This window comes from Candidatus Tumulicola sp. (assembly GCA_036490475.1).
Taxonomy (GTDB): domain Bacteria; phylum Vulcanimicrobiota; class Vulcanimicrobiia; order Vulcanimicrobiales; family Vulcanimicrobiaceae; genus Tumulicola.
The window spans coordinates 431949-455180 of record DASXDT010000006.1; the positions used below are offsets into that span (position 1 = coordinate 431949).

The 23232-nt window shown below is 62.7% G+C and carries 25 protein-coding genes; 7 read left to right on the top strand and 18 right to left on the bottom strand.

Annotated elements, in window-relative coordinates; translation table 11 throughout:
* Window positions 1-21: 21 nt before the first annotated feature.
* The 12 genes from VGF98_09655 to lgt are packed head-to-tail and all read right to left on the bottom strand — an operon-like array spanning window position 22 to window position 7687.
* Window positions 22-330: a hypothetical protein gene (locus VGF98_09655; GenBank protein ID HEY1681889.1), complete on the bottom strand. Its 309-nt coding sequence runs from the start codon at window positions 328-330 to the stop codon at window positions 22-24.
* Window positions 302-991, bottom strand: a complete 690-nt coding sequence (locus VGF98_09660; GenBank protein ID HEY1681890.1) for a sigma-70 family RNA polymerase sigma factor — start codon at window positions 989-991, stop codon at window positions 302-304. Before VGF98_09660 ends, VGF98_09655 begins: the two co-directional genes overlap by 29 nt.
* A complete protein-coding gene (locus tag VGF98_09665; GenBank protein ID HEY1681891.1) occupies window positions 988-1161 on the bottom strand; it encodes a hypothetical protein in 174 nt (57 codons plus the stop codon). The genes VGF98_09660 and VGF98_09665 overlap by 4 nt, the downstream gene beginning before the upstream one ends.
* A 45-nt stretch (window positions 1162-1206) precedes the next feature.
* Window positions 1207-1692 (bottom strand): GNAT family N-acetyltransferase, encoded by a 486-nt coding sequence (locus VGF98_09670; GenBank protein HEY1681892.1) that lies wholly within the window; start codon window positions 1690-1692, stop codon window positions 1207-1209.
* 29 nt (window positions 1693-1721) lie between these two features.
* Window positions 1722-2450: a flagellar hook-basal body protein gene (locus VGF98_09675; GenBank protein HEY1681893.1), complete on the bottom strand. Its 729-nt coding sequence runs from the start codon at window positions 2448-2450 to the stop codon at window positions 1722-1724.
* Window positions 2451-2459: 9 nt separating this feature from the next.
* Window positions 2460-3065, bottom strand: a complete 606-nt coding sequence (locus VGF98_09680; protein ID HEY1681894.1) for a flagellar basal body rod C-terminal domain-containing protein — start codon at window positions 3063-3065, stop codon at window positions 2460-2462.
* Between the two features lie 55 nt (window positions 3066-3120).
* Window positions 3121-4122 (bottom strand): beta-ketoacyl-ACP synthase 3, encoded by a 1002-nt coding sequence (locus tag VGF98_09685; protein HEY1681895.1) that lies wholly within the window; start codon window positions 4120-4122, stop codon window positions 3121-3123.
* Window positions 4119-5189, bottom strand: a complete 1071-nt coding sequence (gene leuB, locus VGF98_09690; GenBank protein ID HEY1681896.1) for a 3-isopropylmalate dehydrogenase — start codon at window positions 5187-5189, stop codon at window positions 4119-4121. The genes VGF98_09685 and leuB overlap by 4 nt, the downstream gene beginning before the upstream one ends.
* A gap of 9 nt (window positions 5190-5198) precedes the next feature.
* The gene (locus tag VGF98_09695; GenBank protein HEY1681897.1) at window positions 5199-5747 is read right to left on the bottom strand and encodes a DivIVA domain-containing protein; all 549 of its coding nucleotides are present in this window, start codon (window positions 5745-5747) and stop codon (window positions 5199-5201) included.
* A gap of 1 nt (window position 5748) precedes the next feature.
* Window positions 5749-6153, bottom strand: a complete 405-nt coding sequence (locus tag VGF98_09700) for a cell division protein SepF (protein ID HEY1681898.1) — start codon at window positions 6151-6153, stop codon at window positions 5749-5751.
* Between the two features lie 2 nt (window positions 6154-6155).
* Complete coding sequence (locus VGF98_09705; GenBank protein HEY1681899.1) at window positions 6156-6824, bottom strand: YggS family pyridoxal phosphate-dependent enzyme; 669 nt, start codon at window positions 6822-6824, stop codon at window positions 6156-6158.
* On the bottom strand, window positions 6821-7687 hold the full coding sequence (gene lgt / locus VGF98_09710) for a prolipoprotein diacylglyceryl transferase (protein ID HEY1681900.1): 867 nt from the start codon (window positions 7685-7687) through the stop codon (window positions 6821-6823). Before lgt ends, VGF98_09705 begins: the two co-directional genes overlap by 4 nt.
* Window positions 7688-7732: 45 nt before the next feature.
* Between lgt and VGF98_09715 the strand changes: the two genes are divergently transcribed.
* Genes VGF98_09715 through VGF98_09740 form a run of 6 tightly spaced genes read left to right on the top strand, consistent with a single transcriptional unit; the run spans window position 7733 to window position 12471 of the window.
* Window positions 7733-8467, top strand: a complete 735-nt coding sequence (locus VGF98_09715) for a cytochrome c biogenesis CcdA family protein (GenBank protein ID HEY1681901.1) — start codon at window positions 7733-7735, stop codon at window positions 8465-8467.
* Window positions 8445-8933, top strand: coding sequence for a signal peptidase II (lspA, locus tag VGF98_09720; protein ID HEY1681902.1), 489 nt, complete (start codon window positions 8445-8447; stop codon window positions 8931-8933). The genes VGF98_09715 and lspA overlap by 23 nt, the downstream gene beginning before the upstream one ends.
* A complete protein-coding gene (locus VGF98_09725; GenBank protein ID HEY1681903.1) occupies window positions 8911-9810 on the top strand; it encodes an RluA family pseudouridine synthase in 900 nt (299 codons plus the stop codon). Before lspA ends, VGF98_09725 begins: the two co-directional genes overlap by 23 nt.
* A 7-nt stretch (window positions 9811-9817) precedes the next feature.
* Window positions 9818-10924, top strand: coding sequence for a tRNA guanosine(34) transglycosylase Tgt (gene tgt / locus VGF98_09730; protein ID HEY1681904.1), 1107 nt, complete (start codon window positions 9818-9820; stop codon window positions 10922-10924).
* Between the two features lie 10 nt (window positions 10925-10934).
* On the top strand, window positions 10935-11588 hold the full coding sequence (locus VGF98_09735; protein HEY1681905.1) for a type 1 glutamine amidotransferase domain-containing protein: 654 nt from the start codon (window positions 10935-10937) through the stop codon (window positions 11586-11588).
* A gap of 10 nt (window positions 11589-11598) precedes the next feature.
* Window positions 11599-12471 carry a hypothetical protein gene (locus VGF98_09740; protein ID HEY1681906.1) on the top strand — a complete coding sequence of 291 codons (873 nt, stop codon included), beginning with the start codon at window positions 11599-11601 and terminating at the stop codon, window positions 12469-12471.
* Here VGF98_09740 and VGF98_09745 read toward each other — a convergent pair.
* From VGF98_09745 to VGF98_09770, 6 genes are all read right to left on the bottom strand, one after another.
* Window positions 12468-13145: a hypothetical protein gene (locus tag VGF98_09745; GenBank protein ID HEY1681907.1), complete on the bottom strand. Its 678-nt coding sequence runs from the start codon at window positions 13143-13145 to the stop codon at window positions 12468-12470. The two genes, VGF98_09740 and VGF98_09745, sit on opposite strands and share 4 nt — an antisense overlap.
* An 11-nt stretch (window positions 13146-13156) precedes the next feature.
* The gene (locus VGF98_09750; GenBank protein ID HEY1681908.1) at window positions 13157-13666 is read right to left on the bottom strand and encodes a sigma-70 family RNA polymerase sigma factor; all 510 of its coding nucleotides are present in this window, start codon (window positions 13664-13666) and stop codon (window positions 13157-13159) included.
* A 33-nt stretch (window positions 13667-13699) separates the two neighbouring features.
* Window positions 13700-16462, bottom strand: coding sequence for an isoleucine--tRNA ligase (gene ileS / locus VGF98_09755; GenBank protein ID HEY1681909.1), 2763 nt, complete (start codon window positions 16460-16462; stop codon window positions 13700-13702).
* A 34-nt stretch (window positions 16463-16496) separates the two neighbouring features.
* A complete protein-coding gene (gene csaB / locus VGF98_09760) occupies window positions 16497-17579 on the bottom strand; it encodes a polysaccharide pyruvyl transferase CsaB (protein ID HEY1681910.1) in 1083 nt (360 codons plus the stop codon).
* 3 nt (window positions 17580-17582) lie between these two features.
* On the bottom strand, window positions 17583-19586 hold the full coding sequence (locus VGF98_09765; protein HEY1681911.1) for a DUF5693 family protein: 2004 nt from the start codon (window positions 19584-19586) through the stop codon (window positions 17583-17585).
* 220 nt (window positions 19587-19806) lie between these two features.
* Entirely contained in the window at window positions 19807-20580 is a 774-nt protein-coding gene (locus tag VGF98_09770; protein HEY1681912.1) for an enoyl-CoA hydratase, read from the bottom strand.
* Window positions 20581-20654: 74 nt separating this feature from the next.
* Between VGF98_09770 and VGF98_09775 the strand changes: the two genes are divergently transcribed.
* Window positions 20655-23228, top strand: a complete 2574-nt coding sequence (locus VGF98_09775) for an MBOAT family protein (protein ID HEY1681913.1) — start codon at window positions 20655-20657, stop codon at window positions 23226-23228.
* The last annotated feature ends 4 nt before the right edge of the window (window positions 23229-23232 follow it).

The following is a 23232-nucleotide window of genomic DNA, read 5'->3' on the forward strand; positions in this document are numbered from 1 at the left end:
CTCGGAATCATCCGACAACGATCAAACGTCGATCGCATAACTACCGCTCGCATCGACGCGCAGGCGCCGCCCTCCGACGGCGATCGAACGAACGCGATGGTCCCAGAACGACAAGACCCGAAAGACCGCCGGACGCAAACGCGCGACCACACTGCGAGCCCGGCGCGACAATGCGACGGCGTCGCGCACCCAGGCGGGATGCTCCCGCGGAAGATCGGTAACGTCTCGTTCTTCCGCAATCGCCGCGACGACCGGCTCGGGCGCCGCAACGGCAACGGCCGGCAGATGCGGAGCGCGTTCTTCAGGATCGACTCGACGCAACGAGTACACCGGCTTGCAGTTTCGCGAGCGCCGCCAAGTGAAGCTGCGAAACGCGTTGAGGTGAGATCGCCATCCGCACGCCGATCTTCCGCAGCGAGACCCCTTCGACGTAGTGCTGCAACACGACGTCGCGCTGACGGGAAGGTAACGCACGGACGAGCGCGTTCAGGGATGCGCGCTCGGTACGCCGCTCACTAATCCCGGCCGGATCTCCGCTCCAATCGCCGGCGAGCGATTCGCCGATCGGCAGCGGGGCATCCAGCGACAGCGGCTGGCCTACATAGGCCGCCGTTATCGCACGCAAGTACCCCGGCTTGCGCGCTTCCATCTCGCGCGCACTGGGCAACTCGCCGTTCGTCATCGCCAGCGCATACCGCACGTTTTCGCCTTCGCGAACCGTCCGTCTGGCGCGCTCGGAGACGGGATCCATCCGCCGGATGCCGTTGAGCATCGCGCCGGCGATCAAGCGCCGAGCATATTGCACTGCGGTCGGTCCGCGAGCCGGATCGTACGAGTCTACCGCGCGAATTAATCCGATGCTGCCGTCGCCGACCAAATCTTCGAGGTCGAAACCCGGAACCAAGCGCTTCACACGGCGAGCGATCCGTTTGACGAGCGGGAACATTTGCCGGACGCGTTCTTCACGATCTGTCGCATCGAGGACGGTCACGGTGCGGCTCCGAGCGCGCCGTCGACGAGTTGCGCGAAACGATCGTCGCGTTGAGCGACCGATTGCGCGAGCAGGGTCGCGCCATATCCGCCGAGCGGGTCCGACGGTCCGAACGCCGTCTGCAGCACCGGCGTCAGCAGCGCCGCTTCGAGTACGATGCCGATGGTCATGCCGCGATTCTAGCGCGCGTTTATCGCCCAAATGTTGCCCGCGCGTCAGTGATTATCGCGCAAGTCGATGCGCCAGTCGTTACAGCGCATCCAATGCCCCTTCGGATATTCGACCCTATGCTCGCCTACATTCGTAAACCCGGCATTGCAGCACACCGCGTTGGAAGCGGCGTTGTCGACGTTCGGAAACGCGTGGAGGAACCGGCGCTTTGCTTCTTTGCGAGCGAGCGAGACGATTTCCAATGCGGCTTTCGTTGCGAGTCCCCGCCCGGCGTACTGCGGAAGCGTCATCCATCCGGTTTCGTAGACGTCTTCGCCGAGCCACGAGCGCTCCCAAAAACCCACCGACCCGACAACGGCGTCACCTTCCCAAACGGTGAACATGTCGCGGCCGCTTACGAATCTCGCGTGGCGCCGCTCGATCTGCTCTGCCGATTCTATGCCACCCAGATGGAGCATCATTGCGGGGTTTCCGAGGGTCGCATGCAGCACCCAACAATCGTCGGTCGTCCATGGCCTCAGCGCGATCATGACGCCCGAGTTCTCGATGTTGGTTTTAGCTACCCGCGCTGCAAGTTGTTGGCGATGCGTAGCATTTCATCTGCGGCTTGGACGCCTTTTGCGTTCGCCTCGTAAGCACGTTGCGCCGACAGAATCTGCATCATCGCCTCGACAATCGAAACGTTCGAGCGCTCCAGGGTGGCGAACCGCACTTTCGGACCGTTCTCCGTTCCTAGTTCGACGAAGCGCGCGGGCCCCGATTCGGGGGTCGCCGCGAACAGCGAACCGCCGGCGCCGCGAAGCCGCTCCGGCGCAGCAAATTCGGCAACGCGTATCCGTCCGATATCCTGCGTTCCATGCGCCATCGTAGCGGTCACGCGACCGTTTCCCGCAACGCTCATCGACAATGCGCCGGCCGGGACACGCACGCCGTCGAGGCGCATGTCGAGCGCGTTTCGCAACGTGCCGTCGGACGCGCGCGCGAACTGGCCATCGCGCGTATACCAACGTTTGCCACGATCGTCGGCGACCGTGAAAAACCCCGGGCCGTCGATCGCAACGTCGAACGGCCCGTTCGATTTCTCCAGCTTTCCCTGCGACAGCACGACCTGCGGCCCGAGTGCGATCGTACCGCTCCCATCTTCGCCGGGCGCGGTCAACTCAGCAAATCGCTGCACTTGGCCTTTGAACCCGGCGACGTCGCTGTTTGCTAAGTTATCTGTGATCGTGTCGAGATTTTGTTGTTGTGCGGCCATGCCCGTTGCGGCCGCGGATAATGCGCGATCCATCTCGGGCCTCTATCGAACGCGCGCGACGTCGGATGCGTTTTTTTGACGGAGCGAGTCGATCGCGCCGACCACTTTCTGTGCGCTTTCGAATGAGCGCGATGCGTCGACGATTCCCACCATTTCGGCGATCGGATCGACGGACGACTCTTCGAGGAAGCCGGCCCGCACCGTCGAGTCGTGCGGCAGTGGCAGCGTTCGATGCGTATCGGTGTCGCCCGCCAGCACGCGCCCGCGTTCGTCGATCGTGGCGCCTTGCGGCACGATCAACGGTTCGGCGTCACTCAGCAGCGTTCGCCCGCGCGCATCGACCAGCGTTCCCCGAAGCGTGCGCTCGAAGGACCCCGAGCGCGTTTCAACGACTCGCCCGGCGGCATCGCGTACGGAAAAATGTCCGGGGCCGACGATTGCCAGGTCGTAGTCGCGGCCGGTACGCCGGATGCCGCCGCGTTGACTCGAGCGCTCGGCGTCGACGCGCGCGCCGTTCGACGTCAACACACCGCGCGCCGTGAGCTTTCGAAAGCCGTCGCTCGATACATTCGCGAGATTGCGTGTGGCGATATCGAGGCGCGTACGCGCCGCCAGCATCGCGCTTCCGGCCCAATCCAAAGCATCCATACCGCCTACGATAGCGGCGGTGTATGAACGCCGTGTGTCCGATTTGTCGCCGGCGTTATCCGGCGGTCCAGATCACCACGTTTCCGGCCAGCACGAGACCGCCGCCGAAACCCATCAGCAACAGCTTATCGCCCGGACGCACGCGTCCGTCGCGCACCGCAGGCGTTAATGCCAACGGGATGCTGGCGCCGGACGTGTTGCCGTATTCTTCGATGCTGAGCAGCGTGCGTTCGATGGGAAACGGCAGCCGATGGGCGAGTGCTTCGATCATGCGCGCGTTGGCGCTGTGGGGCACGAACCAATCGATGTCGTGCAACGTCAGACCCGCGCGATCCAATACCGCCTGGATCGCCGCCGGAATGTTCTCCATCACCCAGCGATAGATCGATGCGCCTTCCTGACGCACCAGCCGCGACGAATCGATCTTGCCGTTTACTTCTTGCCGTACCGCGGTGCGATATAAAAATGCGCCGGCAGTTCCGTCGGAGCCGGCATACATACCGGAGATCGCCGGCTTCTCCGAGCGCTCGACCAGCGCCGCCCCGCCACCGTCGCCGAACAGCACGCAGGTCGCGCGGTCGGTGTAATCGATCGTGCGCGTTAACGCGTCGCCGACACAGACGAGTACGCGCTCCGCTTGTCCGGAGGCGACCAAGCCCGCCGCTAAGTTCAAACCGTAGGTGAACCCCGCGCAGGCCGTGCTGATGTCTACCGCACCAACCGTCAGCGGCATCTTGTAGTGCGCCTGTACGAGTGCGGAAATACTCGGGAATGCATAATCGGCGGTCGACGAGCCGGCGATGATGAAGTCGACGTCGCGGATCGTGTATTGCGGATTATGCGCGAACAGATCGTCGATCGCTCCGAAGGTGACGGTGCTGGCGTACTCGCCTTCGCCGACGCGATGGCGACGCCGGATGCCGGTGCGCCGGACGATCCACTCGTCGCTGGTGTCGACCATGCCCTCAAGATCCGCGTTTGTGAGCAGTCCGGCAGGCGCCCAAGCGCCAATCGCCGCGATGCGGGCCGGGGCTGATATCACCTTCGCTCCGTTCATAAGAGGGTTGCGACCACGTTGGTAAATTGCGAAGTCGACAGCGCCGGGCCGCCGGCCGCGACATCGGCCGTGCGCGCGCCTTGCGCATAGGCGGTTTCGACCGCGGTCTCGATTCGCGTAGCGCCATCCTCATCGCGCAAGCTGTGACGCAGCAGCATCGCCGCGGACAGGATCGCCGCGGTCGGATTGGCGACACCACGGCCGGCGATATCGGGCGCGGTACCTCCGATCGGCTCGTACAGTCCGAACCGTCCTGTTTCGGTTTCGCGCGTTCCGAGGCTCGCGCTCGGAAGCGTCCCAATCGAACCGGTCAAAATCGCCGCCTCGTCGGAGAGAATGTCCCCGAACATATTCTCGGTTACGATCACGTCGAAGTCACCTGGACGCCGTACGAGTTGCATCGCGGCATTGTCGACCAGTAAATGATCGAGCGTTACATCCGGATACTCGCTCGCAAGACCGCTTACGACGCGCCGCCAGAGTCGCGACGTTTCCAAGATATTTTGTTTATCGACCGAGGTGCAGCGTCCTCGGCGCGAGCGTGCCAACTCGAACGCGACGCGCGCGATGCGCTCGACTTCGGGTGCTCGATAGATCATCGTATCGATCGCTTCGTCCACTCCATCGACGCAACGTTGTTCCTTGGGCGTGCCGAAGTAAATGCCACCGGTGAGTTCGCGCACGACCACCAGATCGAGACCTCGTACCAACTCCGGTTTGAGCGACGAAGCCGCTTCGAGGCCCTCGAAAACGCGCACGGGCCGTATGTTGGCGAACAGCTCGAAGTCGCGACGCAGGACGAACAGCGCGTATTCGGGCCGTTCCTTGAGCGGCTTGCCGTCGTATTGCGGTAAACCAACGCTGCCGAACAGCACCGCCGCGCTGCGCTCGCACAGCGCGAGCGTTTCGGGCGGCAACGCGTTGCCGGTGCGCTCGAGAGCGGCGCCCCCAGCCAATGCTTCGACGCAGTCGATGTCGGGACGCACGAGTTGCAGAATTCCGGCCGCAGCGGCAACGACTTCCGGACCGATGCCGTCACCGGCCAGTACTGCGACAGTGTGCTTCACGAAAAAGTGTTAGTAAACCGTAATACGGGTCGTGTCGTCGCTCGGCGGCGCCTCACCATTGCCCGATGCAGTCGATGGCGGTGGCAGCGCAGCTTCCGGGGGCGGCGTCGGCAAAACGCCTTTTTCGAGTAGGGCGAGATGCGTCGCCAGCAGATTACGGAACTCGGTTCGAGTTTTTTCGCTCGCTTCGACGGTGCGCTGATGTTCGCGACGGATATCGCCGATCGCGTCGTTGTAACTGGCGATTTCCCGCTCGGCTTCGAGTCGCGCTTTCTCGCGAATGAGGTCGGCTTCTTTATGCGCCGATGCTTTGGTTTCGTCGGCCGTGCGCTGCGCTAACACCAACGTGTTTTGCAGCGACTCTTCCATGGCTTTGAAGTGGCTGATGCGCTCTTTGAGATCGGCGGCTTCGGCTGCGAGCGCGGCTTGGTGCTGCGCGCCGTCTTCGAGCGTTTCGATGATCTCGTCGAGGAACGCATCGACTTCGGTGCGATCGTAACCTTGAAGCGCCTTCTTGAAACTCTTGTGCTGGATATCGATCGGCGTTATCTTTTGCATGCTATCCTCGGCCGGATACAAAATCGAGCGTGCCGTCGGTCATCATCGATTCGCGTAAGCCGGCGGCGTTGACGACGATTCCGGCCGGAACGATCAGATAGATTGCCTCGGCGAGTTTCTGCATCTTGCCGTCGATCGTATAGGCAACGCCCGAGGCGAAGTCTACGACGCGTTGCAGCAACGCGCGATCGGCGTTCTGCAAGTTCACGATCACCACTTGCCGGTTGCGCAGCGAGTTAGCGACTTCCATCACGTCTTGGAAGCTGCGCGGAGAATACACGCTGACTTCCGTGCCGGCGCGACGGCCGGCCTGTGAGATCGGGACGACCCGACCGTCGGATTCTTCTTCATACGGATCGTCCTCGTCGTCGCGAATCGAGAAGAACGAACCAATTTTACTGAACATGCTCACGCTGAGATCCTCCCGCCAAACAAAGCCGTGCCCACCCGCACCATCGTCGATCCGGCTCGCACGGCTTCACGCCAGTCGCCGGACATACCGATGGAGAGCGTTGTTCCACCTACGCGGTCAAACGTCTTGGCGGCCAGAGCGAAAGCGCGAGAAATCTCTTCGCGAGACTGGGCGAGCGGCCCGATCGCCATGACGCCGTCGAAGTGCAGTGCGGCATGCGCGCGCAGCTCGTCGGCGAGGCGCGGCGCTTCCTCGGGCGAGCAGCCGAATCGCTCGGTCGGGGAAATGTTGACTTGGAGCAGCACGGTGACGCGTTTGCCGATCCGCTCGGCTGCGTTGGCGAGCGCCAAGCCTGCCCGGTTGCTATCGACGCTCTGCACCACGTCGAAGAGCTCCGCCACCGCCTTCGCCTTGTTGGTCTGAAGATGACCGATGAAGTGCCGGCGGACGGGAGGGAGCGCCGCAAACGCCTCCTGCGCCTCCTGCAGGTAGTTCTCTGCCACGTCGGCCAGCCCGGCGTGGATCGTCTCGGCGACGAGGTCGAGCGGCTGACGTTTAGCCACGCCGACGAGCGTGACGCTGCCGGCCGGCCGGTGGTTACGAGCCAATTCATCCTCGATCGCCGAGCGCAGCGCCGCCAGCGCGGCCGCCGCGTCGCGGCTCACTGCGAGGTGGTAGGGGCGGCGACGGGGACGGCGTCGCCTTCGGTTCTGGGACCGGGCCGAGTCGCGCAGTAGACGATTCCGATGACGCCGATCAAGATCATGGGTAAGGCGTATAGCTGTCCGCCGGTGATGCCCAGGAACGTGAAGTCGGCCTGGCGCCACAGTTCTGCGACGCTGCGCGTGATGCCATAGGCGGTGAACCACGTCCAAGCCACGACGCCGTCTTTCGGTTTAGCGCGATAGACGAGCAGCAACAACGGCAACGTCAATAGATCGAGTACGGCTTCGTACAGTTGTGCCGGATGGCGATAGGAGTTCAGCGGCGGCCACGCCGCGGTGTCTTTGGGGATCATGCACCACGCGCGGTCCGGTATGCAGAGATTGCCCCACAGTTCGTCGTTGATGAAATTCACGAGGCGTACTAGTGTTATTCCCAGCGGCAGCATAACGACGACTTCGTCTCCCAGGACTCGAAAGCGCAATCCCGGATGCTTGCGTAAGAAAAAAACGATCGCGATGACGACGCCGATCAATCCGCCGTGAAACGCCATGCCACCGTTCCATACCGCGATGAAATTGATCGGGTTCGAAAAGTAAAAGCTCGCGTCGTGGCGGCTGATGATGTCGTTGATGACGAAGAACGTGCGTCCGCCGACGAGCACGCCGATCAATCCGTAGAATAAGAAGTCTTGTATCTGCTCGCGGGTCAAGCCCAAGCGGCGGCGTCCGGCCGGCCGGCTCATCCATAGGTAGACGCAAACGAACGCGACGAGATAGGCGATTCCGTACCAGTGAATACTTAGCGACCCGAGGTGAATCGCGACCGGGTCGATATTTGTCGGATAGGTAAACCAGTGAGTCATCAATGAGAGGCCTTAAACGGACGACGGGATAACCTTTTTCGACGCATGAGTTCCGCGCCGCATATTACCGTCTGGATCGCCTTCGTGGCGGGTTTCGTTTCCTTCGTTTCGCCGTGCGTCCTCCCGCTGGTTCCCGCCTACCTCTCGTTGCTGACCGGCGAAAGTCTCGAAGACCTCAAATCGGCGACGACGGCCGCCGCTCGCGGTCGCACGATGGCGCTCGCGTTGGCCTTCGTGGCCGGATTCAGCATCGTGTTCATCGCGCTCGGATTAGGTGCCAGCTTAGCCGGCGGCGTCTTAAACGCGCATCGCGTGCTGGTGGCACAGATCGGCGGCGCGATCGTGATCGTGCTCGGTCTGCACATGATGGGCATCATTCAAATTCCGTTCCTGATGATGGACGCTCGCGCGCACGTTCAGCAATCGGGTCGACGAACGTTGTGGACCTCGCTGATCGTCGGAATGGCGTTCGCAGCGGGTTGGTCGCCGTGCATCGGACCGATCCTCGCGGGCATTTTAGCCATCGCCTCCGAACAGCGCAACGGCGAGGCGGCACTCCTGTTGGCCGCCTACTCGCTGGGATTGGCCGTCCCATTTTTGGCGACTGCAGCCGCGATCGGATTCGTGCTGCCGATCCTCAACAAAATTAAACGCGCTCTTCCGATTATCGAGTTTGCGGCCGGCGCTTTCTTGGTCGTCGTCGGACTCATACTCGTCAACAACGCATTTCTCAACGTCGCAGGATGGTTTTATCAGTTTGTCCCGCAACCGAAACTCTAGCCTCGTCCAAGCGCTGACGATCGCGATCGTCGCGATCGCGACCCTTTGGCTCGATCAATACACGAAGCGTTTGATCGTGCAAAACTTCATGCCGGGTCAGAGCCGTTTAATTATTCCGCACGTGCTTCGGTGGACGTACGAACGCAACGTGCACGGCGCGTTCGGGCTGTTCGGCAGCAACTCCGTGTTGCTGATCGGAATGGCGATCGTCGTGCTCGTCCTGTTCTGGTACAGCTTCCGCGAAGCCGCCGCAAAATCGCTGATGGTGCGCATCGCGTTCGGCATGATCGCGGGCGGCGCGATCGCCAACATCATCGATCGCGTGCACTACGGTTACGTCATCGATTTCATCGACGTCTTCGTCTTTCCATGGTGGGGCAACATTTTTAACGTCGCCGATTCGTGCATCACCGTCGCCGTCGCGTTATTGATTATTTCGTCGTTTGCAACACGCCGTCAGCGCTGAAGAAGCGGGCTTTCGCGCCGACGTCGTCGTCGCGCGCCTAGCGACCGCATCGCGCGCCGCCGTCGCGGCCGCGATTAAACGTGGCGACGTTACCGTGAACGGCGAGCCGGTCAAAGCGAGCCGCACCCTCGAAGAAGGCGATGTCGTCGTATACGACGTTCCTCAGCCCGAACGGCCCATCGCTCGGGCGGAATCGATCGACGTTCCAATCGTGTACGAAGACGAGGATCTCATCGTGGTCGACAAGCCGGCCGGCATGGTGACGCATCCCGCGCACGGCTCTCCCAACGGCACGTTGGTCAACGCACTGCTCGGCTATCTCGGAACGCCGCTGCCCGGCAGTTCGGTCCGCCCCGGACTCGTGCACCGGCTCGATCGCGACACATCCGGCCTGCTGGTCGTGGCAAAAAACGAGCCGGCGCTGTCGGCGCTCGGGATTGCGATGAAAGCGCGCCGCATCGGTCGTGAATACGTCGGGTTAGTGACCGGCATTCCGGATCATGCGCGGGGCACGTTGGACGGTCCGGTCGGCCGCGACCCTCATAATCGGCTCAAGTTCGCAATCGTGTCGAACGGAAAGGCCGCCGTCACGCACTACGAGCTGATCGAACGATTTTCGCGCAACGCCGAATTGTCGTTCCGGCTCGAAACGGGGCGGACGCACCAAATTCGCGTGCACTTCGCTGCACTCGGTCATCCGCTGGTCAACGATCGCATCTACGGACGCGCCGATTCGCGCAGCGAGCTGCCGGGTCAAGCATTGCACGCCCGCCGCCTCTCGTTCGCGCACCCGCGCACCGGCGAAGCGATGACGTTCGAAGTCGATCCGCCGGCGGAGTACGAGCGCACGCGCGAGGCACTCGCCGTCGAACGCTAGGGCGAACGTGGCGGATTTTACGCTGGTCGCCGTCGACGGTAGCGCGCGCAGCGGTACGCTCGCGCTGACGCACGGCGTCGTCGAGACTCCTTGTTTCATGCCGGTCGGCACGGCCGCCACCGTTAAAGGGTTGACACCCGACGACTTGCACGCGACCGGCGCGCAGATCGTGCTGGCCAACGATTATCACTTGTGGTTGCGACCCGGACTGCGCGTACTCGAGGCCGCCGGTGGATTGCACCGCTTCATGGGCTGGGACGGCCCGATCCTCACCGACTCCGGTGGCTTTCAGATTTTTAGCTTGGAAGGCCGCCGCACGATCGACGACGATGGCGTCACCTTTCGATCGCACATCGATGGTAGCGAGCACCGCTTCACTCCCGAGAGCGTCATAGCGTTTTCGCGCGCGCTCGGCGTCGACGTCGCAATGGTGCTGGACGTGTGTACCAAACTGCCGGCCAGCTATGCCGAGCTGGAGCGTGCGGTCGAATTAACAACACGGTGGGCCCGCCGTTCGGCCCCCGGTGCAAACGATGGACCGACCGCGGCGTTCGCCATCGTACAGGGCGGTCTCGATCGTACGCTCCGCGAGCGCAGCGCGCGCGAGCTCGTCGAGCTCGATTTCCCAGGGTACGCCATCGGCGGTTTATCGGTGGGCGAGACGCGTGACGAGCTGTATGCGACGGCGCGATTCACCGCCGAGCGATTACCGCAGAACAAGCCGCGCTACCTGATGGGCGTCGGCACGGTAACGGATTTAATCGAAGCGGTCGACGCTGGCGTAGACCTGTTCGACTGCGTGTATCCCACCCGTTGCGGACGCACCGGTCGCGCGATGACGCGCGACGGTCATTTCAACATTTTTAACGCACGGTACAGCGACGATTTTGGCCCGCTCGATCCGAACTGCGGCTGCCGGGTCTGCGCTCGATTCAGCCGCGCATATCTCGCGCATCTCTTCCGCAGCGAAGAGATGCTGGGGCCACGCCTGCTCTCCGAGCATAACGTGACGGTTCTCAACGACCTCATGCGCGACGCCCGCACGGCGATCCGCGCCGGTCGATGGCGCGTTTTGGCCGAGTCGCTCTTGGGCAGAACCAACCATCCCGCCTAAAGGAGCCGTCTTGCCGAATATTCTTTGCGTCGTTACGAGCCATTCCGAAATCGATTCGGACCATCCGACCGGATTGTGGTTGGAAGAATACGCCCACGCGTTCGCGATTTTTCGCGACGGCGGCTGCGCTATCACGACCGTCAGCCCGCGCGGCGGGGTGATACCCATCGATCCGCGCAGCAAAAACGACGACAGCGACGCCGAAGCGGTCGCCGCGTTGCAGACGACCCTCATGGTGCATCAGGCCGGCGACGCGATGCAATACGGAGCGATTTACATTCCCGGAGGGCACGGTGCGATGTTCGATCTGGCCAGATCGGCGCCGCTCAAATCGTTGTTGAGCGAGTTCGACGCGCAGGGTAAGATCATCGCGTCCATTTGCCACGGTCCGGCTGCGTTCGTCGACGCCATCCGCGCGGGCGAACCGGCAACGCTCGTGGCCGGGCGGCGCATGACGTGTTTCACCGACGCCGAAGAACGCGAAACGGGGTTGGTCGATCGCATGCCGTTTTTACTGGCGTCCAAACTCCGCGAACAAGGCGCGAACGTCATCGAAGGTGATTCGTGGAGCGATCACGTGGAGGTCGACTGCACGTGGGTGACCGGGCAAAATCCGCAATCGACGGCAAGCACGGCCCGCGCGGTTCTCGCCGCACTGCAGTAACGTCGCGCGAATGAGCCGGGCGAGCACCTGGTTCGCCTGCGCGCTCTTCGCGGTGCTTCCATGTGCGGCGATGGCACAATCGTCGCCGGTGTCGACGCCTTCACCGGCACCATCACCGACTGCGGATCAGTGCGGCGGACACGGTCGATTGCTGTCGACCGCCAACCGGCCGACGATCGGCTATTCCGCGTGCGCGGTCGCGCCGCGAACCGCCGTTTTCGAACTGGGGTATCAAAACCAAACGACCGGATCCCCGCAAACCGGTAGCGTTACCTCGCAAGTGCCGCAGGCGTTCACGCGCATCGGCGTTGCGCCACGTTTTGAGGTCGATGTGATCGGCCCGAACTACGTCGCGACGCGAGCCTACGACGCGGTGACACCGATCGCGCGCACGGCCGGCGTCACGGATTCGGGCGTTGGCGCGAAATACGAACTGGCGGCGAGCAAACGTTGGATCGTTGGAATCGATGGTCTGTACACGCCGCCCACCGGATCCACGTTTCTGACGGCCGGCAACGCGACCATCACTGGGAACCTCGACGTCGCCTACGCGTTGAGCGAGGCGACCGGACTCGGCACGACGATCGCGGTCGCGAGCACCGGCGGATTCGCGCCGGACGGAACGCACGCGCGGTACGGCGTCACGACGCCGTCGTTCGTCGCTACGACCCGCCCGGCACCCAACACGCAACTCTATGCCGAATACGTCTACGTTTCGAAGATCGCCGCGGTCGAGGGCGGTCGCGCGTTTGCCGATGCCGGCGTCCAGCAACTGCTTGGCACGAATTTCGAACTCGACGTCGAGTACGGCCACTCGTTCATCGCGAGCCCGGCTCTCGGCTTTCAATACGTCGGGGCCGGCCTCGTGCTGCAGATCCCTTAAGGCGCTTCGCTTGTAAAATCCTCGACCGAACGGAGCGCCCCGAATGCGGCAGTCAAGTTGCTGCCGGAGATCGTTCGAAGCACGTACTGCCATGCCGCGTTCGAGCCGGCACGCGTCTCGAGTAATCGACAGATCCAGACCGCGACCGGAACGAACACCACACCGGCGGCCACGTTCGCCAATAGCCAGGTGCGGTCGAGCGTCGCCGATACATCGACGCCGAAAACGGCATGCAACCCGACGATCGTCAGCGGCACCCACGCTAGTAACGCGAAGGCGAAAACACCGCGTGCCGCTCGCAGACGCTGCAGCCGCAAACGTTCCAGTGCTGATTGCACGAGCGCAAGCGGACCGGCGTAGTCGATCGAACGCAGTGTCGCGATTTGCATCCCGAGGTTGATCAACAGCAGGATCGCAAACACGTCCAGCACGACAGCCGATACGAACGCGACCGGTTCGTGCACCCACTCCGCGGCGGCATTTCCGAGCCACGCGACCGTACAAATAGACAGTGCGAGCTCGGCCCAGAGTCCGGCTTGGAACCAGCGCAACGGTCCGCGAACTCCGTTACTGCTGAGCGCGTGCAATGCTCCGCGATCGACCACAACGATGCGGCCGTGGTCGCGATTCTGCTGCAACCAGCGCTCGAAAGCTCTCTCGAAACGTTCCTCCATGCGATCTCCGTTCACAAGCGATCCTCTCTTAGTTGTTGGTCGAAGCGGCATCGCAGCTCCGACTTTATGCGGTTGATTTTCGTCCCGACGTTGCTCTCGCTGATACCGAGCGTCTCGGCGATCTCGCGATGCGGATACCCCTCGAGGTAGAGCAGCATCAGGGCTTTTGGAAGCGGGTCGAGTTCTTCGATAAACGAACGCAGCGCCGTTAGGTCGTCCGCATTCTGCGGTTCTTGCTGCACCGCCGCATCGATGGCGGCATCGTCGAACAGCATGTGTTCGGTATGACGGCGCATGCGCCGGCGGTACGAGATCGCGACGTTCAGCGCCACGCGGTACATCCACGTTGAGAACGCATACCGATCGTCGTAACGCTCGAACGAGCGCCATAACTGCGCGACGATCTCTTGACCGAGATCCTCGCGTTCGTTACGGTCGGCGCAGTACGAGCGGCAAACCGTATAGAGAATGCCGCGGTGCTCCTCGATCAGCCGCTCGAAGCGGCCCTGGCGTTCGTCCATCTACCGCGGTTATTCGCAGCCGCGGCGGAAAAATCACAGATCGAGGCTGGAAAGTACCTCGGCGCAGTCGGAACACACCAGCGGATTGGCCGGGTCCGAGCCGAGCCGCCGGAATTTCCAGCAGCGCGCGCACTTCTCACCCGAGGCGGCAAGTAATTCGAAGCTCTCCGTCTCGCCCTCGGATCGGAACAGTTCGACGTCCGAAACGACCAAGGCTTCGCGCAGATTGTCGCCCAGCGATGCAAGCCAGTCGAAGCTCTGAGCCGGCGCACCTAGCCGGACCCTGGCTTCGAAGTCACGCGGGGATTGCGATGCGGCGACGCGCGCTCGTAGCTCGCGCAGTTGCTGCCACCGCCCGACCGCGGGATCTGCGGGATCGCCGTCACGCAGTTCGAGGTCGAACACGCTGACAGCATCGCCGTGCAACGCTTCGGGCAGCGACTGCCACGCTTCTTCGGCCGTAAACGACAGCACCGGCGCAAGAACGACGAGCAACCGCTCGAGTACGTAGAGTAACGCCGACTGCGCGCTGCGCCGGCGCGCATCGTGGCGTGCCCGAGAATACAGCGGATCCTTGAGCGCATCGAAGTAGAGGCTCGACATGGCGCTTTCGAACTCGACGATTTGCAGGTACGCCTCATGCAACGCGAAGGCATCGTACGAGCGTCGGACGCCTCCGGCGAACGCGTCTGCGACCGCGCACGCCAAGCGGTCGAACGGCTCCATCGCATCGCGGGGAACGATCGCATCGTTCGGAAGATCGTTGACGTTCCCGAGCAAGAATCGGATTCGATTGCGCAGATTGCGATACACGCGACCGATTTGATCGACGACGTTGGGTCCGAAACGCACGTCGTCGACGAACTCCACCGAGGCCGTCCACAAGCGCAACACGTCGGCGCCCCAGCGTTCCATTGCCTCACGCGCGCCGATGCCGGTGCCGGTGGATTTGGACATCGCCCGGCCGTGCTCGTCATTGACCCAGCCGTGATTGATCACGCGTCGATAGGGCGCGCCACCCTCGATCGCAACGCCGGTAATCAGCGAACTGCGAAACCAGCCGCGGTATTGATCGGCACCTTCGAGCACGGCGTCGCTCGGCCAGTTCAAACCGTCACGCCCGAGCACGGCCAGGTGCGAGACGCCCGACTCGAACCAAATGTCGACGATGTTCCGTTCGAGTTCGAACTCGCCGCCCGCGCAATGCGGACAGGCAAAGCCGGCGGGAAGATAGGTTTCGACCGGATCGGTCCACCAGACGCTGGCGCCCGCTTCTTCGAACCGATCCGCGGCGCGACGCGCGACGCCGGGATCGAGCACCGACTGCCCGCACGCGCGGCAGATCAGCGCGGGAATCGGCGTTCCCCACGTGCGTTGGCGCGAGATACACCATTCCGGATGCGTTTCGATCATTTGGCGTTGTCGCGTGCGTCCCCATTCGGGAACGTACGACACGTCTTCGATGGCCGCAACCGTCCGTTGGCGCAGCTCGTTGCGGTCCATCGAAATAAACCACTGTGCCGTGGCGCGGAAAATTACCGGATTGTGACAACGCCAACAATGCGGATACGAATGCTCGTACGCTTCGACGCTCCACAGTGCGCCGGTCGCGCGCAAATCCTCGACGATGCGGTCGTTCGCATCGAAGATAAACTCGCCCGCGTATTTGCCCGCGGCTTGCGTGAAATGGCCGGCAGCGTCGACTGGATTGAGAATTGCTAGTCCGTAGCGACCGCCGGTTTCGAAGTCGTCGGCGCCGTGGCCGGGAGCGGTATGCACGGCACCCGTTCCGGTTTCGAGCTCGACGTACGCACCGAGGACGAGCAATGAATCGCGCTCCTCAAACGGATGCCGCACGGCGGCACGTTCGAGCTGCGATCCCTCGACCGTCGCCAGCAGTTCGGCAGATGCGAATCGCTCGCCCAACGTGCGTTCGGCCAGCGCGGCAGCAAGGATCAACCGCTCGCCGTGTACGCGATACATGCCGTACGTAGCGTCGGCGCGCAACGCGATGGCGACGTTGGCCGGCAGCGTCCACGGCGTCGTCGTCCAAATAAGAATCGAAAGCGGAGCGTCGTCGTGCGGCGTACCGAAGCGTCGTTCCAGTTCGCGCACTTGTTCGCCGCGTGCTGGGAAACGCACGTAGATCGACGGCGACGTTTTGTTTTCGTACTCGATCTCGGCTTCGGCCAGCGCCGTTTCGTCGTGCACGCACCACAGCGTCGAACGCAAGCCTTTATAGATCTGCTCGCGCTCGGCGAGATCCGCCAGCACGCGTACGATCGTCGCTTCGTACGACGGCTCGATCGTGCGGTACGGCCGTTCCCATAAGCCGAAGTTGCCCATCCGGATGCGAATGTCGCGTTGCCGTTCGAACCAGTAGATGGCCCGCTCGCGGCACCGTTGGCGCAGTTCGACCGGATCGATCGCATGGAAATCCGTGATGCCGAGATGCTTTAGCGTTTCGAGTTCGATCGGCAGACCGTGCATGTCCCAGCCGGGAACGAACGCCGAGTACTTGCCTTCGAGCAACGCAACCTTGACGAACACGTCCTTGAGGACCATGTTGAAGAAACCGCCCATATGCGGCTCGTTATTGGCATACGGGGGACCGTCGTGCAGCGTCCACCGCGCGTTGGCCGCGTTGCGTTCGAGCCGCCGTTCGTACGAGCGTTGGCGCTCCCACCAGGCAACGCGGTCGGGCTCGCGCTTGGGCAGCTCGGCCTTCATCGCAAAGTCGGTGCGGGGCAGATTTAACGTGTCGCGATAATCGCGGCGCGCTCCGGTATCGGTCATGGGAACGCTCGAGTTTCGCGCAGGCTCGGGGGCTTTACTCCCCGATTAAGTCGTCGAGCACGTCGAAGTTGCGCTCCGCCGCCGCCCGGATCGCCGCGACATCACCGGCCAGGTGCTCGGAAATCGCGTCGTGCTCGGCGATCAGCCGGTCTACCAGCTCGTCGGCCGATGCCGGTTCGCGCCGGCGTCCCGGCTCCCACAGCGGTTCGAGTGGGTAGCGGAGATCGTCGCACAGCGCGTTGACCTTCGGATCGTAGGCCAGCGCCAAGAACGGCACGGCAAAGCGCGCAGCCAAAACGAGCGCGTGTAGCCGCATCCCGATCACCGCGCGCGAGCCTGCGATAATTGCGCCGGCTTTTTCCAACGAGCATTCCGGCAACAGCACCGGCGCGCTCGCACACTTGCGAATGATGTCCGTCGAAATTTCTGCGTCCGGCGCGCCGCCCAACGGAAGAAACGCGCTACGGATGCCGTGAACGCCCGCCAACCGATCGACCGCGTGCGCGACGGTTTCGACCCCGTCGCGAAAGCCCGGCGACTTGCGAACGCTTATGACTGCATACTGGCCGCTATCGGGACCTAAGCCCTCAGCGCTCAGGTCGTGGGCCGGCGCCGCCGGATCGTACAGAAACACCGGATCGGCCGTGCGCTCCACCAAGGTGCGCGGGAGTAGCCGCTGGAGCAATCCACGCGAGCGCTCGTCACGCACCGTCGCGCGCGAAACGCCGCTACAGAATTGCCGCACCAAGAACTCACCAAGACGATCCAACGGTCCGATCGACTGCGCGAAAATCATCGATTTCCGGCGCGCTCGTACGGCCTCACGAACGATTCCGGCATAATACAGCAAGCTGCGCGAGCTCGTAGCATTTTGTAACAGGCCGCCTCCTCCCGAGAGAACGACGTCGCACTCGCGGATCGCACGACGTACGTTTCGCCATTGTTCTCGCGGCGACGATCGTACGTCGAGTTGGCGAGCGGTCAACAGCGGCGTAGCCGACAAAACTTCGATATCGGCGTTTGGTACGCGTGCGCGGATGCGCTCTACGATGATTCGCAGCAGCGCCTCATCGCCCAGGTTGCCGAATCCGTAATAACCGGAGATCAGCAGGCGCACTCGCTAGGTAAGAGTGGCTGGGCGCACAGCCATCTTTCGATATACGTACACGACGATCGAACCCACGATGGCGCCGATGATCAGCCCGTTGACGATCCGCAACAGCGAGATGGAAAGCGGCGTGTGCAGATGCGAGAACGTATCGATCACATCGCCGATTCCGACGCCCGCTCCGAGCGCGAGCAGCCAGCCGACGGCGCGCCGGTGTAGCGGTGTTAACGCCGCGATCAGCATCATACACGGGAAGCCAACCAAAAACTCTTTGAATCGCGGCCGGACCGACAGCACGTTCGTTAACACGTGACGCAGCGTCAGCTCGAACTGCGACGGCGAGATGTCGCTGTCGTTTCCGCTGCGCATGACTAGGAACGCGGCCCCTGCGACGACGACCAGCCCCGCCAAGAGTTGATACGCCAGCACCGGCGATGAAGACAGCTCTTTCAACCGGCGCCCGACGCCGAACCGCGGGTCGAACGTATACATCAACAGCGCGATGAGTGGCGGAAGTGCAAGCACGAGTTTGACGCCGCGAAAGCGCTCGATCTCTTCCATCGCGAGTGGCGCACTCATCAGCCCGACGACGACCAGTGCGCCAAGAAGTGCGACGCCGGTGGCGGCCAACGTCCACCCCGAACAGCGCAACAGTTGGGTGCGCGTGTCGCGTGCCGGCTCTTCACGAAATGCGGGAGCGAGCACCGCGAACGCAGCGGTGGCGAACAACAGAGCTCCGGCGAGCGCCAGGACCGAGCGAATCAACAAATCGTGATGCGATACGACGCCGCCCGCGTACGCGAGCACCGTTACGGCATAGGCGGCGATTGCCCACCGCAGACGGTACAAGCCGAACCACTCGAGCAGCAAGATGAAGATCGACGGCACGGCGAGCGCTGCGACGGCGACGATGAGACGATTGTTTCCGTGGTACGGTGGAATCGGCGTCGCGCGGCCCAGGCGGTAGCCGCCCGATTTAAGCTGGTTCGCGATGGACGCGACGAAGTCGACGTTCGTTCGCTCGATCGACTTGTTTCCGTCGCGATGATCCCACGGACGCAAGTACACGACGCGCACGTTTCGCTCGCGCGCGCCCAACACGTAACGAGCGACGGCGACGTCAACTTTGATTTTGTCCAGCTCGGTTTTCGCGATGGCTTGTACGCGCACGGTGCGGCCGGGGATCAACTCGGCCAGGCCGTCGTTACCCTTTTGCACCGTCGCTTGATCGTAGGTTTCGATCGAGCCGAAATTAAACCGATGCTCTTTGAAAATTGCCGCCATATCCTCGAGATGGTCGGGAAATCCCATGACTTGGTTGCGCAGCCCGAAGAAAATCAACGTCGATACTTTCGGATCGTAGCGCAATACCGCGTCGATTTCGGCGGACATTTGCGAACGTTCGAACCGTTCGTCGTTCTGTAGCCGCGGAATGACTAAGAGGCCGAGACGACGCGCGAGCAAGATCTCGTCGGTTGGTATACCCAACGAGGTGGTGTTGAAATAATCGATTTGCGTGCGCACTTCGATCAACCACGGCCGCGATGCTCGCAGCACGCGGACGCTGCGCGGAGCGAAGTGCAGACCCAACTGCAAGCGATATCGTTGATAGGTCAGTGCGTCATCGACCAACAGATACACCGCGCCGGGATCGATACGTCCGGACGCGACCATTCGCGCCAGCAACGGATCGCGGATGGGCGCAATTTGCGCCTGATTGCGCAACGACGCTCCCGTAAGAACTTGCGCCTTCCCGTCGTCGCCGACGTTCGCGCCGAGCTCTTCTGTCAGCGCGAGCGAGGTCAAACCGGCTCGCCGCAATGCGATCAAAAAGCCCGCAGGGTTATAATCATACGAACGCGCCAGCGCCGCGAAGTCTTGATAGTCCATCGAGACCTCGACGCGTTTGGCACGATCTTCCGTCTGTAGACGAAACACCGCGACAGCCAAACAAGCAAGTAACCCGACCAGAAGCACGATTCCGGCATAGCGCGTACGCGTCGACACAAACGTCACGGGGCGCTCTCATTCGACGCGCGCGCCGCGTGCCCGCTCCGAAAAACACAGGGAGACTCGCCAACGGCGAGTCTCCCTGGCGTCGCGTATGTACGAGCCCTTTTTGTCGGGACAATACATACCGGGTGTGGGCGACGGTTTATGCGCGAAACGCGCCCACTCATAGCCCATATGAGTGTCGCGGAACTTCTCTGGAGCGTACCGAAACCCACAGGGTTTGTCAATGCCAGCGCGGCGCGCGTTTTTCTAAGAACGCGTCGATGCCCTCGCACGCGTCGGCTTCCGACGCGTTTCGAATCATGACTTCCTTGGTGTAGGCGTACGCACCGGCCGTGTCGCGGTCGATCTGTGCGTAAAACGCTCGCTTGCCAATCGCCAAGACCGTTGGACTTGCGCCGGCGATCCGCGTCGCTAGGGCCAACGTTTCGTCATGAATACGCTCGGGTGCGACGACGAGGTTGACGAGTCCCCATTCGCAAGCGGTGCGCGCGTCGATCGGATCCCCGGTCAACAGCATCTGTAACGCTCGCTTGCGACCAACCGCGCGCGACAACGCAACCATGGGCGTGCTGCAAAACAACCCGATCCGCACGCCGGGTGTCGCGAAGGTCGAACGTTCCGATGCAACGGCCAGATCGCAGGCCGCCACGATCTGGCAGCCGGCGGCGGTCGCGATGCCGTCGACCTCGGCGATGACCGGCTGCGGGATATCTTCGAGGCGCTGCATCAGGCGCACGCACGCGTCGAACACATCCCTGTGGATAACTGGGTCGCCTTGGCGGAGCTCGCGCAAGTCGTGGCCCGAACTAAAGGCTGGGCCCTCGGCCCGCAGCACGACCGCCCGTACGGAGCGTTCGCCGGCGGCCGCTTCGAGCGCGTGATCGAGCTCGCGCATAACAGCTAGCGACAGCGCGTTACGCCGCGCGGGACGGTCGAGCGTCAGGACGCGAACGGCGCCTTCATCGACAACGGCGATGGTGCGATCTTCGAGCATACCAACCTTTACGAATCGGCGACGCGAGGCTCCCGCGTGGGAAGGCTCGTCCCGGGCACGAACCAGCTTCCGGCTTGCGTTCGTTTCGAGGCGGCGCCGTGCTCGCCGGCGCGCTGCTCCTCTTCATTATTATCGACTTGGCCGCATTCTACGCGCCGCTCTACCGGCCGCTGCTCGACCCGAAATCGAGCACCGGCGCGTTCGAAGGTTCGTTGGGGGCCTTGCGCGCGCTGCCGCCCGCCGCGGAGAGCGACGTCCTGGTGCTCGGCGACTCGCGCATCTATTCCGGGCTGGACCCGGCGTCGGCGGATCGCGCGTCTCGCGGCATGCTGCGGTTTCTCAATGGCGGCGTCCCGGGAACGAATCCGCGCTGCTGGTACTTCTTTCTGCAAGAACTCGATCCGCATGCGACTCGCTACCGAGCGCTGGTCATTCCGGTCGACACCTACTCCGACGACGATAGCGCTCTCGGCAGCATCGACGGCGACCAGCGGACGCCCGACCTGCACTACATCGCGTTAGCCGTGCCACCGAGCGACATTCCCAAGCTCGCTCGCTCGTTCCCCGACCCAAGAACGCGGTTGGCCGTAGCCATCGACATGCTCTTGCGCGGCCCGGAGTTGCGCGGCGACGTGCAAGCGTTGCTAGGCTCACCGCACGCGCGCTTTCAGGCCATCGCCGACGCGAAGTCTCGACACCTGTACGACCCGTTCGCGAGTCATCTCGAAGTCGCGTCGGTTTCCGGCACTCACCTCGACGCGCGCACCGGACGGCTCACGATCGCGTCGAACGTGCCGGCCAGCGAGCGGCCGCTCCTCGCCGACATCGTCCTGCGGCTCGGCCGGCCAAGCCCGTCGTACGCCGAATATCGACGCCGCTGGCTCGAGCCGATCGTCCGTCGATACGCCGCCGCAGGCGTTCCGGTCATTTTCGTTCGCATTCCCACGCGTCCGATTCACCGCGACGAAGGCGAGCGGGTGGATGGTACCATTGCCGGCTTCGAACGCCAGTATGGCGCGACGTTACTCGATGCCGCTCCTTACGGTCATCTCGAGCAACCGCAACTCTTCTTCGATCACGACCACCTCGATCGAAGCGGCGGCCAGACCTTCAGCCTCATGTTGGGGCGAGATGTCGCTCGGGTACTGTCGGCTCCACACTCCGGCGCGTCGATCGCCGGCGGACAGCCGGCAACCACGCATACCGCGGAGCGCCCGCGCACCGGGCTGCTGGTCGGAATCGGAATTCCGATGCCGATGCAGTCCTACGAATTCTGGATCTTCATTCTGGTGGTAGCTGCGGGCTTCTACTGCCTGCCGCTACGCGTTCGCTGGTGGTTTCTGCTGGGCGCGAGCTACTATTTCTACGCGCGCTGGAATGGCGCGTTCGTCGGCTTCTTGTTGGCGCTGACGCTGTCCGATTGGGCGATCGGACTCGGACTCGAACGACTAACCGGAAACGTACGGCGCGTCGCGTTGGCCGCCGGCATCGCTGCGAACGTCGCATTTCTCGGCACGTTCAAGTATGCCAACTTCGCCAGTTCGACGATTGCGGCGCTGGCCGGAATGCATGGCAATCCGTGGTTCGTCAAGCTGTTCGTGCCGATCGGTATCAGCTTTCACACGTTTCAAAGCATTTCGTATCTGGTCGACGTGTATCGCCGGAAAATATCGGCGACGCGCAGCCTGTCGCGCTATGCGATGTATTTAGCGTTTTTCCCACAGCTGCTGGCCGGTCCGATCGTGCGAGCCGGGCTGTTTTTTTCCGAGCTCGCGCACTGGCGTGCGCCGGACGCGTCCGACGTGTCGTACGGCTGCATGCGCGCCGCCTTCGGATTAGCGAAAAAGATCGGGATCGCCGATCAATTCTCGCCGATCTCGGACGCGTATTTTTCGGCACCGGCGGCGCATCCCGGCGCATTAGCGGCGGCCGGTGCGATCTTCGCGTTCTCGATGCAAATTTATTTCGATTTCTCCGGATACAGCGATATCGCCATCGGCTGCGCCCGCCTATTTGGATTCGTCTTCCCCGAAAACTTCGCCCAACCGTATCTCGCTTCCAGCGTTACCGATTTCTGGCATCGCTGGCACATCACGCTGTCGACGTGGCTGCGCGATTATTTGTACATTCCACTTGGCGGCAACCGCCACGGCGAGTTCGGTACGTTACGCAATCTCTTGCTAACGATGCTGCTCGGTGGATTGTGGCACGGCGCGCAGTGGACGTTCGTCGCGTGGGGAGCCGTGCACGGGGTACTGTTATGTGTCGAACGCCTCGCCGGAATCGGGCGCACCGGCGACGCCCCGCGCGGCATCGCGTACATATCGCGCGCCGGCGCGACGTTCGCGGTCGTGAGTCTCGCGTGGGTGTTGTTTCGAGCGCCCGATTTCGCAACGGCTGGAACGATGTACCGGCAGTTGTTTAGCGGAGGATTGTCCGGTTGGCCGCTGCATGGCTGGGTCGCGTTGCTCGCTGCGGGAATCGTCTGTTTCGCGATACTCCGCGCCTGCTGGCAACGCATGCAAACCTTTCAATGGAACGCGGTTCCACCGGCACTACGTGCGGGAGCGCTGGCGACGGCATTACTCTGCATCGAGCTTCTGTCGTGGCCCGGCACGCCCGCAACGTTTATTTACTTCAAGTTTTAGCCAC

Excerpts from the sequence above, each read along its gene's own strand:
- VGF98_09745 (HEY1681907.1), bottom strand. The coding sequence starts at position 13,145 with ATGGAGGAACGTTTCGAGAGAGCTTTCGAGCGCTGGTTGCAGCAGAAT.
- VGF98_09680 (HEY1681894.1), bottom strand. The coding sequence starts at position 3,065 with ATGGATGCTTTGGATTGGGCCGGAAGCGCGATGCTGGCGGCGCGTACG.
- VGF98_09665 (HEY1681891.1), bottom strand. The coding sequence starts at position 1,161 with ATGACCATCGGCATCGTACTCGAAGCGGCGCTGCTGACGCCGGTGCTG.
- VGF98_09740 (HEY1681906.1), top strand. The coding sequence starts at position 11,599 with ATGAGCCGGGCGAGCACCTGGTTCGCCTGCGCGCTCTTCGCGGTGCTT.
- VGF98_09695 (HEY1681897.1), bottom strand. The coding sequence starts at position 5,747 with ATGCAAAAGATAACGCCGATCGATATCCAGCACAAGAGTTTCAAGAAG.
- VGF98_09715 (HEY1681901.1), top strand. The coding sequence starts at position 7,733 with ATGAGTTCCGCGCCGCATATTACCGTCTGGATCGCCTTCGTGGCGGGT.
- VGF98_09750 (HEY1681908.1), bottom strand. The coding sequence starts at position 13,666 with ATGGACGAACGCCAGGGCCGCTTCGAGCGGCTGATCGAGGAGCACCGC.
- lgt (HEY1681900.1), bottom strand. The coding sequence starts at position 7,687 with ATGACTCACTGGTTTACCTATCCGACAAATATCGACCCGGTCGCGATT.
- ileS (HEY1681909.1), bottom strand. The coding sequence starts at position 16,462 with ATGACCGATACCGGAGCGCGCCGCGATTATCGCGACACGTTAAATCTG.
- VGF98_09700 (HEY1681898.1), bottom strand. The coding sequence starts at position 6,153 with ATGTTCAGTAAAATTGGTTCGTTCTTCTCGATTCGCGACGACGAGGAC.
- VGF98_09675 (HEY1681893.1), bottom strand. The coding sequence starts at position 2,450 with ATGGATCGCGCATTATCCGCGGCCGCAACGGGCATGGCCGCACAACAA.
- VGF98_09685 (HEY1681895.1), bottom strand. The coding sequence starts at position 4,122 with ATGAACGGAGCGAAGGTGATATCAGCCCCGGCCCGCATCGCGGCGATT.
- VGF98_09770 (HEY1681912.1), bottom strand. The coding sequence starts at position 20,580 with ATGCTCGAAGATCGCACCATCGCCGTTGTCGATGAAGGCGCCGTTCGC.
- VGF98_09670 (HEY1681892.1), bottom strand. The coding sequence starts at position 1,692 with ATGATCGCGCTGAGGCCATGGACGACCGACGATTGTTGGGTGCTGCAT.